Raw genomic sequence first — 14788 nt, forward strand, 5'->3', positions numbered from 1 at the left:
GCCGGCCCTGTCGGAACGGCCGGAACCGCCGGCCTTGCCGGGACGGCCCTCGCCGCCCGCCGCGCCCGTCCCGCCTGAACGGCCCGAACCGCCGGAGGCGTTCGAGCGGCCGGAGCCGCCGGAGGCGCGGCCGGGATCGTCGGGGCGGCCGGCATCGCCGGAACGCCCGGACCCGCCCGAACGCCCTCCGGGCGCGTCGAAGCGCCCAGGGCCTTCGGACCGGCCCTGGCGCCCGCCCGAGCCGGAGCCCGGGCCGCGCCTGGGCCCGCCGGGTCCCCCGGGGCCGCCGCGACCGCCTGAGCCGCCTCCTGGACCGTTGCGGCCGGGCCCCGAGGGGCGGCCGCCGCCTTCCCTCACCGGGTCGCGACCTCCGCCTGCGCCCGCGGGTCACCGCCCGCCGGAGCCTGGCCTTGGCCCTGGCCCGCCGGAGCCTGGCCCTGGTTCGCCGTGCGGCCGACTTCGCGTCCCTGCCGGTCGAGCTCCAGGAACCGCGGCTCCTTCGTGCCCGGCTTCTCGCCGAGCTGCTCGGCGCGGTCGGCCAGCCGCTGCGGCTGCGAGTCGATCAGCAGCTTGGTGCGCTTGTCCTGGGCCTCCTGGCGCAGGCGCTGCGTGGTCTTCTGCAGGTCGGTGGCCCGGAAGGAGTCCTTGGCCAGGACGGTGTTGAGCAGCAGCAGGCTCACCAGGCCGCCGCAGAGCAGGCCCACGACGAGCAGCACGAACGGCGTGCGCGGCGCAGGGCGCCGCAGGGGCGCGCGACTCGGCGTCCGCACGGCCTGGGCCGCCGGACGCGCGGGCATGGGCGCGGCCTCGCGTTCGGGGCCGCGGGGCGGCGCCGAACGCCGGACGGTGCGGTCGGGCCGGGGCGGGGCGGTGACCGTGCGGGTGCCGCGCGCCGTGCGCACGGGCCTGTCGCCGACGGCCGTCGCCGTGCCGCCGCCGGTCTCTTGCCTTGTCTCCTTGGTCTCCTTGTCGATGCTCATTCCGGCTCCCGGATCCTCTCTGCCGCCCGCAACCTGGCCGAGGCGGCGCGCGGGTTGCGCGCCACCTCCTCCTCGTCTGGGAGCTCGGCTCCCCTCGTCACCAGACGGAACCGCGGCTGGTGGGCCGGCAGCGGGACGGGCAGCCCCGGAGGGCTGGTGTCCCTGGTTCGCGCCGTGAGGGCCTGCTTGCTCAGCCGGTCCTCCAGTGAGTGGTAGGAGAGCACGACCACGCGCCCTCCGACCTTCAGTGCGTCGAGTGCCGCGGGGAGCGCCCGTTCGAGAGCGGTCAACTCCCCGTTCACCTCGATGCGTAACGCCTGGAACGTTCTTTTCGCGGGATTTCCCCCGGTACGGCGGGTGGCCGCGGGGATCGCCTCCCGGACGATCTCGGCCAGCCGCTTGGTGGAGGTGATCGGCTCGGCCTCACGCTCGCGGACGATGAACCGCGCGACGCGGGCGGCGAAACGCTCTTCGCCGTAGTCGCGCAGGATGCGGGTCAACTCGCCCTCGGAGTAGGTGTTGACCACGCCGCCCGCCGTGAGCTCCTGGTCGGGGTCCATGCGCATGTCGAGCGGGGCGTCGTAGGAGTAGGCGAACCCGCGCTCGGCCTCGTCGAGCTGCGGGGACGACACCCCGAGGTCGAACAGCACCCCGTCGACGCGCGGATGGCCGGCGCGCGACAGCACCTCGGGAAGCTCGTCGGAGACCGCCCGCACCAAAGTCGTCCGCGCGGCGTACGGCGCGAGGCGCGCGGTGGACCGCTCGATGGCGGCCGGGTCGCGGTCGATGCCTATCAGGCGCAGATCTGGGTGCGCGGCCAGCAGCGCCTCGGCGTGACCGCCGAGGCCCAGGTTGGCGTCGACCAGCACGGGGCTCGGACCCGACAGCGCGGGAGCGAGAAGCTCCAGGACGCGCCGAAGCATCACCGGGACGTGCCCGCCCGGCTCCGCATGATCATGGACATGCATGGTCAAACCCCCTTTGCCGCCTCGGTCGTGTCCTTCGAATCCCCCCGGACACTTCCCCTGCTCGCGGATTCGCGGCTTTTCGCGTTATTCGGCCATCTCATCAGCGGGCTTCGCCCCCGCGCCACGTCAACGGCTCGTCCGGCCAGGTCCCCATCCGCGTCCCCTCTTCGCGCCCCGCCACCTGACACCGGGGAAGGTGCATCAGCTGGCGGCGGCGCTGCGGTGGCCGGGAACCGTCCCGGCACCATGGGAGCGGGTGGAGACCTCGCCGAACGACGTTTTCACCGACGAGTCGACCCGTTGTCTAAAGGACTCCTGGCAGCACCTCCTCCGACAGTTCGGAGAACGCCTGCTCTTGGTCGGCCAGATAGGTGTCCCAGGCCGTCGCGTCCCAGATCTCCAGCCGGGTGTTGGCCCCGATGACCACACAGTCTCGGCGGAGGCCCGCGTACTCGCGCAGGCTCTGGGGGATGGTGATCCGCCCTTGTTTGTCGGGCGTCTCGTCGGAAGCACTGGCGAAGAAGACGCGACTGTAATCGCGGACGGCCTTGGCTGTCACGGGCGCTGTGCGCAGCGCCTCGGTGATGCGCTGGAACTCCTCTACAGGAAATACGTAGAGGCACCGCTCCTGGCCCTTGGTGATCACAAGACCCTCCGCCAGCTCCTCACGGTACTTCGCCGGCAGGAACAGTCGTCCTTTCTCGTCCAGACGCGGTTGATGGGTGCCGAGGAACATCGGCCCCACCTCCCGTGCCAAGTGGAAAGACTGGTCGCTACTACCCCAGCCCCTCCACTGCGCACCACCATACTCCACTTCTCCCCACCGTCAACTGATTCAAAGCGCGCCACGCCGATATGGCGAACGCGTTTTCGCAGGTCAATAGCGGTGGAGCGAAGTGGAGCGCCCTCGGTGGCCGAAGACGGCGGCGGGCGTGTCGGAGGAGCCTTCGACACCCCGCGACCGGCCGCCGCGGCCACACGCCGGGGCGGGCGGCCGTGAAAGGGCGGAACGGCCCGGCGGCGGGCCCTCCGGTGGGGGAAAGTGGAGTGTCCGGCGGCGGGGAGGAGGCGTCCGCGGGGCGTCCGAGACGGCCGCGCGCGAGGCCGGAGAAGGAGACGCGGCCAAAGAAGCGGCCCGGAAAGCGGCCCGGGAGGCCGGCCGGGAAAGCGGAGGGGCGCGAGGGGCGCGCGTGTCACGGGATTCGCACATCGGCGGCACCTGAACGCGACCACGGAGAAGAACACTGGGGCTGTTCATCCCCGAATATGGCGGAAAGTCGCCCTGGAACCCACGGCACCGTAGTGTCGGTACGCACAATGGAAAAGGAAAGCAAAGCCCCCCGCAATACGATGCCGGCGCGGGGCTGCCGCACCCTCATGGAGGCCCGGTGGGAATAACCCACGATGTCGGACAGGAGCTGGAAGGTCTGGTCGCCACGGCGCACCGGATCCGTGAGGCGATCGAATCGGTAATCGAGGGCAAGGACGACGTCGTCCGGCTGACCCTCACGGTGCTGCTCGCCGAAGGGCACCTGCTCATCGAGGACGTGCCGGGAGTCGGCAAGACCATGCTGGCCAAGGCGCTGGCCCGGTCCATCGACTGTCCCGTCCGCCGCGTCCAGTTCACCCCTGATCTGCTTCCCAGCGACATCACGGGCGTCAGCGCCTTCAACCAGCAGTCGCGCGAGTTCGAGTTCAAGCCCGGCCCGGTATTCGCCAACATCGTCGTCGGCGACGAGATCAACCGCGCCTCCCCCAAGACCCAGTCGGCATTGCTGGAGTGCATGGAAGAGCACCAGGTCACCGTCGACGGCACCACATATCGGCTCGATACACCGTTCATGGTCATCGCGACCCAGAACCCGATCGAGATGGAGGGCACCTATCCCCTGCCCGAGGCCCAGCGCGACCGCTTCACCGCCCGCATCGCGATGGGCTATCCCGAGGCCGCCGCCGAGCTGGAGATGCTGGACGTCCACGGCGCCTCCTCGCCGCTGGACAAGCTGGAGCCGGTCGCCACGACCGCCGAGGTGAAGGCGCTGATCGACGCCGTGCGCGCCGTCTACGTCTCCCAGGCGGTCAAGAAGTACGCCATCGAGATGGTGTCGGCCACCCGCCAGTCCCCCGACCTGCGGCTCGGCGCCTCACCTCGCGCCACGCTCCACCTGGTGCGCGCCGCCCGCGCCCACGCCGCGCTGTCCGGGCGCGACTACGTCATCCCCGACGACATGCAGGAGCTGGCCGTCCCCGTGCTGGCCCACCGCCTGCTCCCGAGCCTTGAGGCCCAGGGCCGCCGCCGCCGTCCCGAGCACGTCCTCGCCGAGCTGGTACGCCGCGTCCCGGTGCCGGACAGCCGGGAGAGGGGGTTCGACGAGGAGGGGGCGCGCAGGTGATGGCCGGGCTCCGGGCGCTCACCTCGCGCGGCCGCTCGTTCCTGGCCTCGGGCGCCGCCGCCCTGCTGTGCGCGTTCGTCCTCGGCGAACACGACCTGCTGAGGGTCAGCGTGCTGATCATCATGCTGCCGCTGCTCGCCGCCCTGGTCGTGGCCCGCACCCGCTACCGCCTGAGCTGCGCGCGGCGGCTGGACCCCGCCAGGGTCGAGGTCGGCTCCGACAGCACGGTCACCGTGCGGCTGGAGAACGTCACCCGCCTGCCCACCGGGCTGCTGCTGATCGAGGACACCGTCCCCTACGCCGTCGGCACCCGGCCCCGCTTCGTCCTTGACCGGGTGGAGTCGCGCGGCATCCGTGAGATCGACTACAAGGTCCGCTCCGACCTGCGGGGCAGGTTCCCCATCGGGCCGCTGTCGGTGCGCATCGCCGACCCGTTCGGGCTGGTCGAGCTGACCCGCGCGTTCACGGCCACCGACACGCTGATGGTCGTCCCGGAGGTCGTGCCGCTGCCCCACGTGCGCCTGTCGGGCGAGCTGACCGGCGGCGGCGACAGCCGCAGCACCAGCGTGGCCGCCGCGGGCGACGACGACATCGGGCCGCGCGAGTACCGCCAGGGCGACGACCTGCGCCGGGTGCACTGGCGGTCCACCGCGCGGTACGGCGAGCTGATGGTGCGCCGCGAGGAGCAGCAGTGGCAGAGCCGCGGCGCGCTGCTGCTGGACACCCGCAGGCACGCCCACCGCGGCGAGGGCCCGCGCTCGTCGTTCGAGGTGGGCGTCTCAGCGGCCGCCTCGATCGGCATGCAGCTCGCCCGCGAGGGCCTCGGCCTGCGGCTGGTGACCGACCAGGGCGCCCAGCACCTGCCCGACTCCGCGAGCGGGCACTCCCTGCTGGACGCGCTCGCCGTCGTGCGGCAGAGCACCGCCCGCTCGCTGGAGTCGGGAGTCACGGCGCTGCGCCAGGGCGGCGGGGACGGCCTGATCGTCGCCGTCCTCGGCGACCTGGACGCCGAGGAGGCCCAGGCGCTCGCCCGGCTGCGGAGCGGCGGCGTCACCGGCGTCGCCGTCATGCTTGACGTGCGCGGCTGGCAGGTGACCCCGGCCCACCACCAGGAGGCGGACGAGTCCTTCGAGATCGCGCGTGCCGTGCTGGCCGGGTCGGGCTGGCGCGTCGTACGGCTGCCCGCGGGCACGTCCTTGGCCGCCGTCTGGCCGGACGCCGGCCAGAGCAGCCACTACGCCGGTCCCAGGGACACGATCACGGCAGGAGACGCCGCATGAGGCTCCCCATCGCGGCGGCGCTCGCCACGGCCGCGACCTCCCTTTCCCTCTATCCGCTGCTGCGCGGGGGCACCTGGTTCTGGGCCGGAATAGGGGCGATCATCGTGGTCGCCGCCGCCTCCCTCCTGACCACCCGCCACGCCACGCCGCGATGGCTCGGCCCCCCGGCCGAGCTGTTCCTGCTGTGGATCTACCTGACGGTGGTGTTCACCCGGGACGACAACTGGGCGTGGGTGGTGCCCACCCGCGACTCGGTACTGTCCTTGGGCGAGCTGCTGGCCGAGGGGTTCAAGGACATCCAGCGCTACGCCGCCCCGGTGCCGGACAACCCGCCGATCGCGCTGCTCACCGTGGGCGGCGTCGGCCTGATCGCCGTGCTCGTCGACCTGCTGGCCGTGCGGCTGCGCCGCGCGGCGCTGGCCGGTCTGCCGCTGCTGGCCCTGTTCACCGTCCCGGCGGCGGTGATGACCGACCCGATCGGCTGGCCGGTGTTCATCATCGGCGCGCTCGGGTACGTGGGGCTGCTCACCGCCGACGGGCGCGAGCGACTCAGCCACTGGGGCCGCGCCGTGCTGGTGCGCCGCTCGCGCGGCACCGGCGCCGGAACGCAGGTCGACACCGCGCCGCTGTCGCTGACCGGCAAACGCATCGGCTTCGCCGCGATCGCCCTGGCCATCGGCCTGCCGGCGCTGCTGCCGACGCTGGAGCCGAGCCCGCTGTTCGGGTTCGGCGTGGGGTCGGGCAACGGCAGGGGCGGCAACACCATCACCATCCCCAACCCGATCGCGAGCCTGCGGGGCCAGCTCACCCAGCCGCAGAACGCCACGGTGCTGACCTACACCAACAACGACAACGTCCCCCGCTACCTGCGCATCTACGCGCTGGACACCTTCGACGGCGAACAGTGGACGATGTCGCAGCCCAAGGGCAGGCCCGAGGACCGCGTCTCCGAGGGGCCGATGCCGGCGCCGCCCGGCCTGTCCTCGTCCGTCCCGGTCAAGCCGGTCCGCACCGAGATCACGGTGAGCGACGACGTCGAAGGGCTCAGCTTCCTGCCGTTGCCCTACCCGTCCTCGTCGGTGCAGGTGGACGGCGACTGGCGCGCCGACCAGAGCTCGCTCATGGTGTTCTCCACGCGGGACACGGCCGGCGGGCAGACCTACCGCGTCACCGGGCAGGAGCCGCAGCCGTCCCCCGACGAGCTGCGGACGGTGCCCGCCGTCACCGACCCCGTGACCGTCGCCCGTTACCTGGCCCTGCCGGCGGACCTGCCGCCGCGGATCGACACCCTCGCCCACGCCGTGGTCGCCGGCGCCGGGACGCCCTACGAGATGGCGGTCAAGCTCCAGTCGTGGTTCACCGGCGACAACCGGTTCACCTACAGCCTCGCCACCCAGGGCAACGGCAGCCAGGCGCTGCTCGACTTCCTGCGCAACCGCACCGGCTACTGCGAGCAGTTCGCCGCGGCCATGGCGGTGATGGCCCGCGTCCTCGGCATCCCCGCCCGCGTGGGCATCGGCTACACCGGCGGCGCCTACATCGGCGGGTCGTGGCAGGTGCGCACCCACGACCTGCACGCCTGGCCCGAGCTGTACTTCCCGGGCACCGGGTGGCTGCGGTTCGAGCCGACCCCGGCGGGCGGTCTCGGCCAGGCCACGGCCCGCGTCCCCGGCTACAGCCGCCCGCCGGTCGACATCACCGCGCCGGGAGACACCCCGAGCGCGGGGCCGAGCGACGGGACCGACCCGGCCGACGCGGCCGGACCGACGGCGCGCGGGCGCGACCCCCGTGACCCCGACGCGGGCCGGGACGCCGGTCCCGTGGTCCTGGACACGGGCCTGTCGCTGCCCACCAAGATCGGCATCGGCGTGGGCGTGCTGTTGCTGATCGGGCTCATCCCCGCCGCCGCGCGGTCCGTGACGCGCTATCGGCGCCGCCGCGCCTGGGGCCGGGTCAACGCCGCGGACCCGGCCGCCCTCGGCTCCGGGGCGTCCCGGGCGCATCTCGGCGACGCCGTGCGCGCGTCCTGGCAGGAGCTGATCGACACGCTGGACGACCTGGGGCTCGGCCACGAGGCCGGCGAGAGCCCGCGCGCCCTCGCCAGGAGGGTCGTCCAGCAGTGCGCGCTGGACGACGCCGCCGCCGCGTCCATCACCGCGATCGCCTCGGCCGAGGAGCGCATGCGCTACGCGCGGACGCCGGGACGGGTCGGCGCGCTGGACGGCGACCTGAGGCGGGTGCGGAACGCGCTGTACGCCGGGGTCACGCGCGGGCGCGGGCTGCGGGCCACGCTGCTGCCGCCCTCCACGCTGCGCAGGCTGAAGGGCGCCGGAGAGAAGGTGCTCGACGGGTTCGACCGGCTGGAGACGCTACGCCTGTGGCCGCGCCGCCGCCACGTCGCCGACCGCACCGGCGCCGACCCCGTGGAGGAGCGCGTGCTGACCGGCTCCCGCCGCTAGAACGCCCCTCCATCCGACGAAGGCCCGCGGAAACCCGCGGGCCTTCACACTGCGCGGGCCTTCACACTGCGCGGGCCTTCACACTGGGCGGCCCTCCACACCGGGTGGACCTGCACACCGCGCGGGCCTGCGCATCGGGTGGCGGGCGGCGGCGTGCGATGGAGATCGCCGTACGGCTACGAGGGCGGGGCCGTCGCCCTCGTGCGCCCTTGGGGTGCCGGGGCGGGCCGTGAGTCGTGCGGGGCACGACGGCGGGCCCGCCGCGGCGGTCAGCGTTCTTCGCCCCGGCGGCGCCAGCGCTCTTCCATGCGTTCCATGAAACTCTGCTTGCCGGCACGCCGGCGCTCGGGCTTGCCGGTCGCGGCCGGCCTCGCCTCACCGCCGAACCCGTTCATGCGTTTCCAGCTGGACAGACCCCACAGACACGCGGCGAGCATGACCACGAAGCCGCCGACACCGAGTGGGATGATCGGTGCCACGACGCCCACCATCAACAGCACGACGCCCAGGACGAAGCCGATCGAGGCTTTCACCAGGCGACGCTTGTAATGGTTGCGCGGATCACTGATCCGAACGGTATTGGCCCACTTCGGGTCCTCGGCGTAGAGGGCCTGCTCGATCTGGTCGAGCAAGCGCTGCTCGTGCTCAGAGAGCGGCACGGCGCCTCCCAAGGACGGCCCCTAGTCGGGGAAGACGGCAACGGGCACCACAGGGTGTCCGGACCTCGCGGTCGGTTATCCCCAGAATACGAGGCTGTAGACGTAGGCGAAAGAAAACGTCCAACGTAGACCAAACCGGAGGTGACGTCATAGATCCATTCCATCAAACCGTGGGCGGACGAGCGAAGCCGGGCGGACCGCCTCGGGGCCGAACCTGCGCGTGGCCTTGTCCATCGCCATTTCGGCCTCCCGCCAGCCGGTTTCGCGTTCGCCGAGGCCCATCTGGTGGGTCGCCGTGCCAGCGGGACGGAGGTTCTCGACCCGCACGCCGACCAGACGGAGCCGCACGCGATCGAGCCCGGCGGCCCTGTAGAGCTCACAGGCAGTGGCATATATCTCTTTCGCCACATCGGTCGCCTCGCGGAGCGTGCGGGCACGGGTGATCGTCGTGAAGTCGGAGCGGCGGAGTTTGACGCTCACGGTGCGGCCGACGTGACCGCCGGCGCGCAGCCGGGCGGCGACCCGCTCGGACAGCCGCAGCAGCTCACGCCGGATGGCGTCGGGATCGTCCACGTCGTGGGCGAAGGTCTCTTCGGCGCCGATGCTCTTGTCGGGGGCGTGCGGGGTGACCCTGCGGTCGTCGCGGCCCCAGGCGAGGGCGGCCAGGTGCGCCCCCACCGCCCCGAACTCGCGCTGGAGGGTGGAGACGGGCACATGGGCGAGGTCGCCCACGGTCTTGATGCCGAGCCGCACCAGGGCCTGCTCGGTGCGCTCGCCGACGCCCCACAGGGCGGCGACCGGGAGCGGGTGGAGGAACTCCACCACCCCGTCGGCGGGGACCACCAGCAGGCCGTCGGGCTTGCAGTGCCGGGAGGCGAGCTTGGCGACGAACTTGCTGCTCGCCACGCCCACCGAGCAGGTGATGCCGTGGCGCTCGGCGACCTGGGCGCGGATCAGCGCGGCGATCTCGGCCGGGGACCCGAGCCTGCGGACGGCGCCGCGCACGTCGAGGAACGCCTCGTCGGAGGCGATCGGCTCGACCTCCGGGGTGATCGCCTGGAAGATCTCCATCACGCCCTTGGAGACCTCGGAGTATTTGCCGTGGCTGGGCGGGATGACGACGGCGCGCGGGCACAGGCGGCGGGCGCGGGTCATCGGCATCGCCGAGTGCACCCCGAACCGCCGGGCCTCGTAGGTGGCGCTCAGCACGACGCCGCGGGCCCCCGTGGCGCCGATGATCACCGGGGTGCCCTTCAGCTCAGGGCGGTCGAGCAGCTCGACGCTGGCGAAGAAGGCGTCCATGTCGACGTGCAGGATCGGGCAGCCGGTGTCGTCGGCCAGCGGGGCCCGCGCCCCGCCGTGGCCTCGCCCCGGCTCGGACCGCAGAACCTGCTTGCGCGACACAGGATCATCCTACCCGAACAGGCGTTCTACCTGCGAGAGGCGCCGACGGGCCCGCCGCGGCTCTCATCGGTGCCCGAGGAAGTGGAGCTGGGTGGCGATGTCGCGCAGCACCGGGTGGGCGGCGGCGGCCTTCTCGAGCGCGATCAGCGCCCGCGCGGCCCCCGGCTCGCCGTCGAGCAGCCGGCCGGGCACCAGATCGGCGAAGACCCGCACGCCCCTGGCCTCGCCGAGGGTGAACCCCGCCTCCGCCAGCAGGCCCGCGAGCGCCTCGCCGGCGAACCGCCGGGGGGTCGGATCTTGCTCGCCCCACCTGCCGGACGGATCGCCGAGGGCGTGGCGCGCCTCGTCGAAGTGGCCGGAGAGCGAGCGGTGGATCGCGGTGGCGACCGGGTTGGCCGCGAGCACGCTGATCACCCCGCCGGGCCTGAGCACCGCGGCGACGGCGGCGAGGGCGCTGGCGGGGTCTTCGACGTACTCAAGGACGCTGTGGCACAGCACCAGGTCGGCGCAGCCGGGTTCGAGCAGGTCGCGCAGGTCGGAGGCGTCGCCCTGGATGCCCTTGACGCTCACCCCGGCCTCGGCCGCCCGGCGTTCGAGGGCGGCCAGGGAGTCGGGGCTCGGGTCGACCACGGTGACCGCGTGCCCGCGCTCGGCGAGCGGGACGGCGAACCCGCCCGTGCCGCCGCCGGCGTCGACGATGTCGAGCCGCTCACGCCCGGTGGCGCCGACCCGGCCGGCCAGGGCTGCCAGGAGCGCGTCCCACACCACGGCGGTGCGCACCGCCGGAGAGGTGGCCGCCTGGCGTGGGGCGCCGTCGGTGCGCAACTTCAGCTCGCCTCCTAAAGCGTGTCGGTGGGCCCAGCCTACGCCGTGCGGGCGGCGGGCCGGCCTTCAGAGGGCAAGGGACGGCTTGAGCTGTTTGAACCGGGCGAGCAGGCCGTTGACGAACTGCGGCGACTCGTCGGTGGACAGCTCTGAGGCCAGGTGGACCCACTCGCTGATGACCACCGCCTCGGGGACGTCCGTGACCCACAGCAGCTCGTAGGTGCCGGCCCGCAGCAGGTTGCGGTCGACGGCGGGCATGCGGTCGAGCGTCCACCCCTCGGCGTAGGTCGAGATCAGCTCGTCGATGCGCGCCCGGTGCCGGGTCACGCCCTCGACCAGCGTGGCGGTGTACTCGTTGACGGGCGGTTCTGCCCGCTCCACTCGCTCCGCGAGCACGCTGACCGGCGGCTCGTCGCGCAGCTCGGCCTCGAAGAGGATGTCCAGTGCGCGCCTGCGAGCCTTTCCCCGAGCCGACACCTCAGGCCCGGCCGAGGTACTCGCCGGTGCGAGTGTCGACCTTGACCTTCTCACCCGTGGTGATGAAGAGCGGGACCTTGATCTCGGCGCCTGTCTCCAGCGTCGCGGGCTTGGTGCCGCCGGTCGAGCGGTCGCCCTGCAGGCCCGGCTCGGTCTGGGAGATGGTCAGCTCGACGGCCGCCGGGAGCTCCACGTACAGGACGTTGCCCTCGTTGACGGCCACCGTGGCCAGGGTGTTCTCGAGCAGGTAGTTGGCGGCGTCGCCGACCGTCGCGCGCGAGACGTTCAGCATGTCGTAGGTCTCGGTGTCCATGAAGACGAAGTCGTCGCCGTCGAGGTAGGAGAACTGCATCTCGCGCTTGTCGACGTTGGCCACCTCGACCTTCACGCCGGCGTTGAAGGTCTTGTCGACGACCTTGCCCGAGAGCACGTTCTTGAGCTTGGTGCGGACGAAGGCACCGCCCTTGCCCGGCTTGACGTGCTGAAAGTCCACCACGCTCCAGAGGTCACCGCCTTCGAGCTTGAGCACCAGGCCGGTCTTGAGGTCGTTGGTCGTCGCCACTCGTTACTCTCCTGCGTCGTCATGGTCGCGCTGAGCGCCGTCCTGCCTCACAGGACGAGCAGCTCCTTGGTGGTGCGGGTGAGGAGCTCCGGGCCGCCGGCGCGCGTCACCAAGGTGTCCTCGATGCGGACGCCGCCCCTGCCTGGCAAGTACACGCCGGGCTCGACGGTGATCGGAACCCGATCGTCAAGTCTACCGGCACCCGCGGGACGCAGGAACGGATCCTCGTGGATCTCCAGGCCGACGCCGTGTCCCAGGCCGTGGCCGAAGTGCGCGGCGTACCCGGCCGCGGAGATGATCTCGCGCGCGGCGGCGTCCACCTCGGCCGCGCCGGCTCCGGGGCTGAGCGCGTGCCGCCCTGCGCGTTGCGCGGCGCGGACCAGATCGTACAGCTCCTGCTGCCAGCCGGACACGGCTCCGACGGCGACGGTCCTGGTCATGTCGGCGTGGTAGCCGCCGTACAGCGCGCCGAAGTCCATGGTGACCAGGTCTCCGCGCTCGATGGGACGGTCGCAGGGGACGTGGTGGGGGACGGCGCCGTTCGGCCCGCTCGCCACGATGGTGTCGAACGCCGGCTTGTCGGCGCCGAGCTCGGCCATGCGGGCGTCCAGCGCCCGGGCGACCTGCCGTTCGGTCATGCCCGGCGCGATCGTGGCGACCACGTCGGCGAAGGCGCGGTCGGTGAGCTCGCACGCGGTGCGCAGCGCCTCGATCTCGGGCTCGTCCTTGACGACGCGCACCTGCTCGACCAGGCCCTCGACCGGCGGCAGATCACCGCCGAGCCGCCGGTAGCGGGCCACGGACATGTCGTGGGCCTCGATCGCGGGCCGGCGCGCGCGGTCGGCCAGGCCGCGGGTCACGTCGCGTTCTTCGACGACCTCGACGTCGGGGCAGTCGCGGCGCGCCGTCTCGATGTAGCGGGAGTCGGTGGCGAGGACGGCGGAGGCGTCCGCGCGCACGAGCAGTGCGGCGTTCGAGCTGACCAGGCCGGTCAGGTAGCGGACGTTGACGCCGCGGGTGACCAGCAGGGCGCCGAGGCCGCGCTCGGACAGCAGGGCGGCGACCCTGGCACGCCGCGTTTGGTGCATGACGGTCATGTAGCGAACTGTACGGGTCAACCGGTCTCGGCCGCCTCGCCGCGCGAGGAGCGCAGCGGCAGCTCGCGCAGGCAGATCACCGCGACGAACCCGATGACGGCCGCGGGGACGCACGCCAGGAAGACGGCCTGCATGGCGTTGGCGAAGGAGTCGATGACGGCGTGCTGGAGTGCCGGGGACAGTTGCCTGATGGCCTCGGGCGTGCCGAGACCGAGATCGGCGCCCGGGGGGACCGGGATGCGTTCGGCGGTCAGCATGTCGGTGATGCCGCCTCTGACCCGGTTGGTGAGCAGCGCACCGAGGGCCGCCACGCCCACCGCCCCGCCGAGGTTGCGGAAGAAGGAGACGCCCGAGGTGGACACCGCCATGTCGCGTCTCTGGGCGGCGTTCTGCGCGGCCAGGACGAGCATCTGCATGCTGAAGCCGAAACCCGTGCCGAGCAGGGCGATGTCGAAACCGATCAACCAGTCGCTGGAGTCGCTGCGCACCGTCGACAGCAGCGCGCTGCCGGCGCCGATGAGGAACAGGCCGGCGACCGGGTAGATCTTCCACCGGCCCGTGCGGGTGACCAACCGCCCGGACACCACGGCCGACAGCAGCAGGCTGAGCACCATCGGCGTGGTCATGACGCCCGACATGGTGGGGGTCATGCCCTTGACGACCTGGAAGTACTGCGGCAGGTAGGTCATCGCCCCGTAGAGCGCGAGGCCGACCAGCAGCGAGGCGGCGCCCGCCAGGACGAAGGTGCGGTCGCGGAACAGGCGCGGCGGCAGGATCGGCTCGGAGGCGTGCCGCTCGGCGAGGACCGACGCGGCGATCAGCACCGCCGCGAGGGCGCCGAGGGCGTAGGTCCAGGCGGAGTTCCAGGGGAACTCGTTGCCGCCGAACGCCAGCAGCAGCATCAGCGCGCTGGCCCCGCCGGTGATGGTGAAGGCCCCCCACCAGTCGATGCGGGCGTCGCGCGGGCCGTGCGCGTGGCGCAGCACGCGCTGGATGACGGCGAAGGCGGCCACGGCGAAGGGGACGCAGATGTAGAAGCACCAGCGCCAGCCGAGCCAGGGGGAGTCCACGATGAACCCGCCGAGCAGCGGGCCGCCGACGGTGGAGACCCCGTAGACCACGCCGATGTAGCCGGAGTAGCGGCCGCGCTCGCGCGGCAGGACCACGTCCCCGAGGATCACCTGGGTCAGCGCGGACAGCCCGCCGCTGCCTGCGCCCTGCAGGGCGCGGGCGGCGACGAGCATGCCGATGCTCTGCGCCATGCCGGCCAGGATGGAGGCGACGATGAACACCGCGAGGGCGAGCTGGAACATGCGCTTGCGGCCGAACAGGTCGGAGAGCTTGCCCCACAGCGGGGTGGAGGCGGTCATCGTCAGCAGCGGCGCGCTCGCGACCCAGGCGAGCTCGTCCTGCGCGCCGAAATCGCCCACGACGGTGGGCAGCGCGTTGCCCACCAGGGATGTCGAGATCATCGCGGTCATCAGGGCGATGAGCAGCCCAGACATGATCTTGAGGATCTCGCGATGCGTATAGGTCCGGCGGTCCCCCGACTCGCCATGTGCGTCCGCTCGGGCGTCCCCCTGTACCGCCACTACAGGCCCCCAGTTTTCTGTTTTTACCAACTATTTGTATTAGAGGGGTGTTTACCTTGTCAAACAAGCACACACCGTTATATGCACCCGAA

General features: G+C 72.4%; 13 protein-coding genes. 3 read left to right on the forward strand and 10 right to left on the reverse strand.

Going from position 1 to position 14788, the window contains the following annotated elements:
• Nucleotides 1-353 precede the first annotated feature (353 nt).
• The 3 genes from ftsL to mraZ form a co-directional block, all read right to left on the reverse strand.
• Nucleotides 354-980 (reverse strand): cell division protein FtsL, encoded by a 627-nt coding sequence (ftsL, locus tag ACZ6QO_RS07310; protein WP_465848537.1) that lies wholly within the window; start codon nt 978-980, stop codon nt 354-356.
• Nucleotides 977-1948, reverse strand: coding sequence for a 16S rRNA (cytosine(1402)-N(4))-methyltransferase RsmH (gene rsmH / locus ACZ6QO_RS07315; protein WP_465848539.1), 972 nt, complete (start codon nt 1946-1948; stop codon nt 977-979). The genes ftsL and rsmH overlap by 4 nt, the downstream gene beginning before the upstream one ends.
• Nucleotides 1949-2252: 304 nt before the next feature.
• Entirely contained in the window at nt 2253-2684 is a 432-nt protein-coding gene (gene mraZ, locus ACZ6QO_RS07320) for a division/cell wall cluster transcriptional repressor MraZ (protein WP_248965511.1), read from the reverse strand.
• A gap of 652 nt (nt 2685-3336) precedes the next feature.
• Between mraZ and ACZ6QO_RS07325 the strand changes: the two genes are divergently transcribed.
• From ACZ6QO_RS07325 to ACZ6QO_RS07335, 3 genes are read left to right on the forward strand one after another with little or no spacing between them, the layout of a single operon-like run.
• Nucleotides 3337-4341 carry an AAA family ATPase gene (locus ACZ6QO_RS07325; protein ID WP_465848541.1) on the forward strand — a complete coding sequence of 335 codons (1005 nt, stop codon included), beginning with the start codon at nt 3337-3339 and terminating at the stop codon, nt 4339-4341.
• Nucleotides 4341-5621 (forward strand): DUF58 domain-containing protein, encoded by a 1281-nt coding sequence (locus ACZ6QO_RS07330; RefSeq protein WP_465848670.1) that lies wholly within the window; start codon nt 4341-4343, stop codon nt 5619-5621. The genes ACZ6QO_RS07325 and ACZ6QO_RS07330 overlap by 1 nt, the downstream gene beginning before the upstream one ends.
• A complete protein-coding gene (locus tag ACZ6QO_RS07335; RefSeq protein WP_465848543.1) occupies nt 5618-8080 on the forward strand; it encodes a transglutaminase TgpA family protein in 2463 nt (820 codons plus the stop codon). The genes ACZ6QO_RS07330 and ACZ6QO_RS07335 overlap by 4 nt, the downstream gene beginning before the upstream one ends.
• 269 nt (nt 8081-8349) lie before the next feature.
• Here ACZ6QO_RS07335 and ACZ6QO_RS07340 read toward each other — a convergent pair whose 3' ends face one another.
• The 7 genes from ACZ6QO_RS07340 to ACZ6QO_RS07370 all read right to left on the reverse strand — a co-directional run bounded on the left by ACZ6QO_RS07340 (nt 8350) and on the right by ACZ6QO_RS07370 (nt 14696).
• Entirely contained in the window at nt 8350-8739 is a 390-nt protein-coding gene (locus tag ACZ6QO_RS07340; RefSeq protein WP_465848545.1) for a DUF3040 domain-containing protein, read from the reverse strand.
• 147 nt (nt 8740-8886) lie between these two features.
• Complete coding sequence (locus ACZ6QO_RS07345) at nt 8887-10143, reverse strand: DNA polymerase IV (RefSeq protein WP_465848546.1); 1257 nt, start codon at nt 10141-10143, stop codon at nt 8887-8889.
• A 63-nt stretch (nt 10144-10206) separates the two neighbouring features.
• The gene (locus ACZ6QO_RS07350) at nt 10207-10968 is read right to left on the reverse strand and encodes a methyltransferase domain-containing protein (RefSeq protein ID WP_465848547.1); all 762 of its coding nucleotides are present in this window, start codon (nt 10966-10968) and stop codon (nt 10207-10209) included.
• Between the two features lie 66 nt (nt 10969-11034).
• Nucleotides 11035-11445: a transcription antitermination factor NusB gene (gene nusB / locus ACZ6QO_RS07355; protein WP_465848549.1), complete on the reverse strand. Its 411-nt coding sequence runs from the start codon at nt 11443-11445 to the stop codon at nt 11035-11037.
• Between the two features lies 1 nt (nt 11446).
• Nucleotides 11447-12007 carry an elongation factor P gene (gene efp / locus ACZ6QO_RS07360; RefSeq protein WP_465848551.1) on the reverse strand — a complete coding sequence of 187 codons (561 nt, stop codon included), beginning with the start codon at nt 12005-12007 and terminating at the stop codon, nt 11447-11449.
• A gap of 47 nt (nt 12008-12054) precedes the next feature.
• Nucleotides 12055-13104: a M24 family metallopeptidase gene (locus ACZ6QO_RS07365; RefSeq protein ID WP_465848553.1), complete on the reverse strand. Its 1050-nt coding sequence runs from the start codon at nt 13102-13104 to the stop codon at nt 12055-12057.
• 17 nt (nt 13105-13121) lie between these two features.
• Complete coding sequence (locus tag ACZ6QO_RS07370) at nt 13122-14696, reverse strand: MDR family MFS transporter (protein ID WP_465848554.1); 1575 nt, start codon at nt 14694-14696, stop codon at nt 13122-13124.
• Nucleotides 14697-14788 lie beyond the last annotated feature (92 nt).

Source organism: Sphaerisporangium sp. NPDC049457 (genome assembly GCF_055586705.1).

Bases quoted from the DNA above. Each gene is read 5' to 3' on its own strand.
- ACZ6QO_RS07335 (WP_465848543.1), top strand. From the start codon at position 5,618: ATGAGGCTCCCCATCGCGGCGGCGCTCGCCACGGCCGCGACCTCCCTT.
- ACZ6QO_RS07330 (WP_465848670.1), top strand. From the start codon at position 4,341: ATGGCCGGGCTCCGGGCGCTCACCTCGCGCGGCCGCTCGTTCCTGGCC.
- ftsL (WP_465848537.1), bottom strand. From the start codon at position 980: ATGAGCATCGACAAGGAGACCAAGGAGACAAGGCAAGAGACCGGCGGC.
- ACZ6QO_RS07365 (WP_465848553.1), bottom strand. From the start codon at position 13,104: ATGACCGTCATGCACCAAACGCGGCGTGCCAGGGTCGCCGCCCTGCTG.
- mraZ (WP_248965511.1), bottom strand. From the start codon at position 2,684: ATGTTCCTCGGCACCCATCAACCGCGTCTGGACGAGAAAGGACGACTG.
- rsmH (WP_465848539.1), bottom strand. From the start codon at position 1,948: ATGCATGTCCATGATCATGCGGAGCCGGGCGGGCACGTCCCGGTGATG.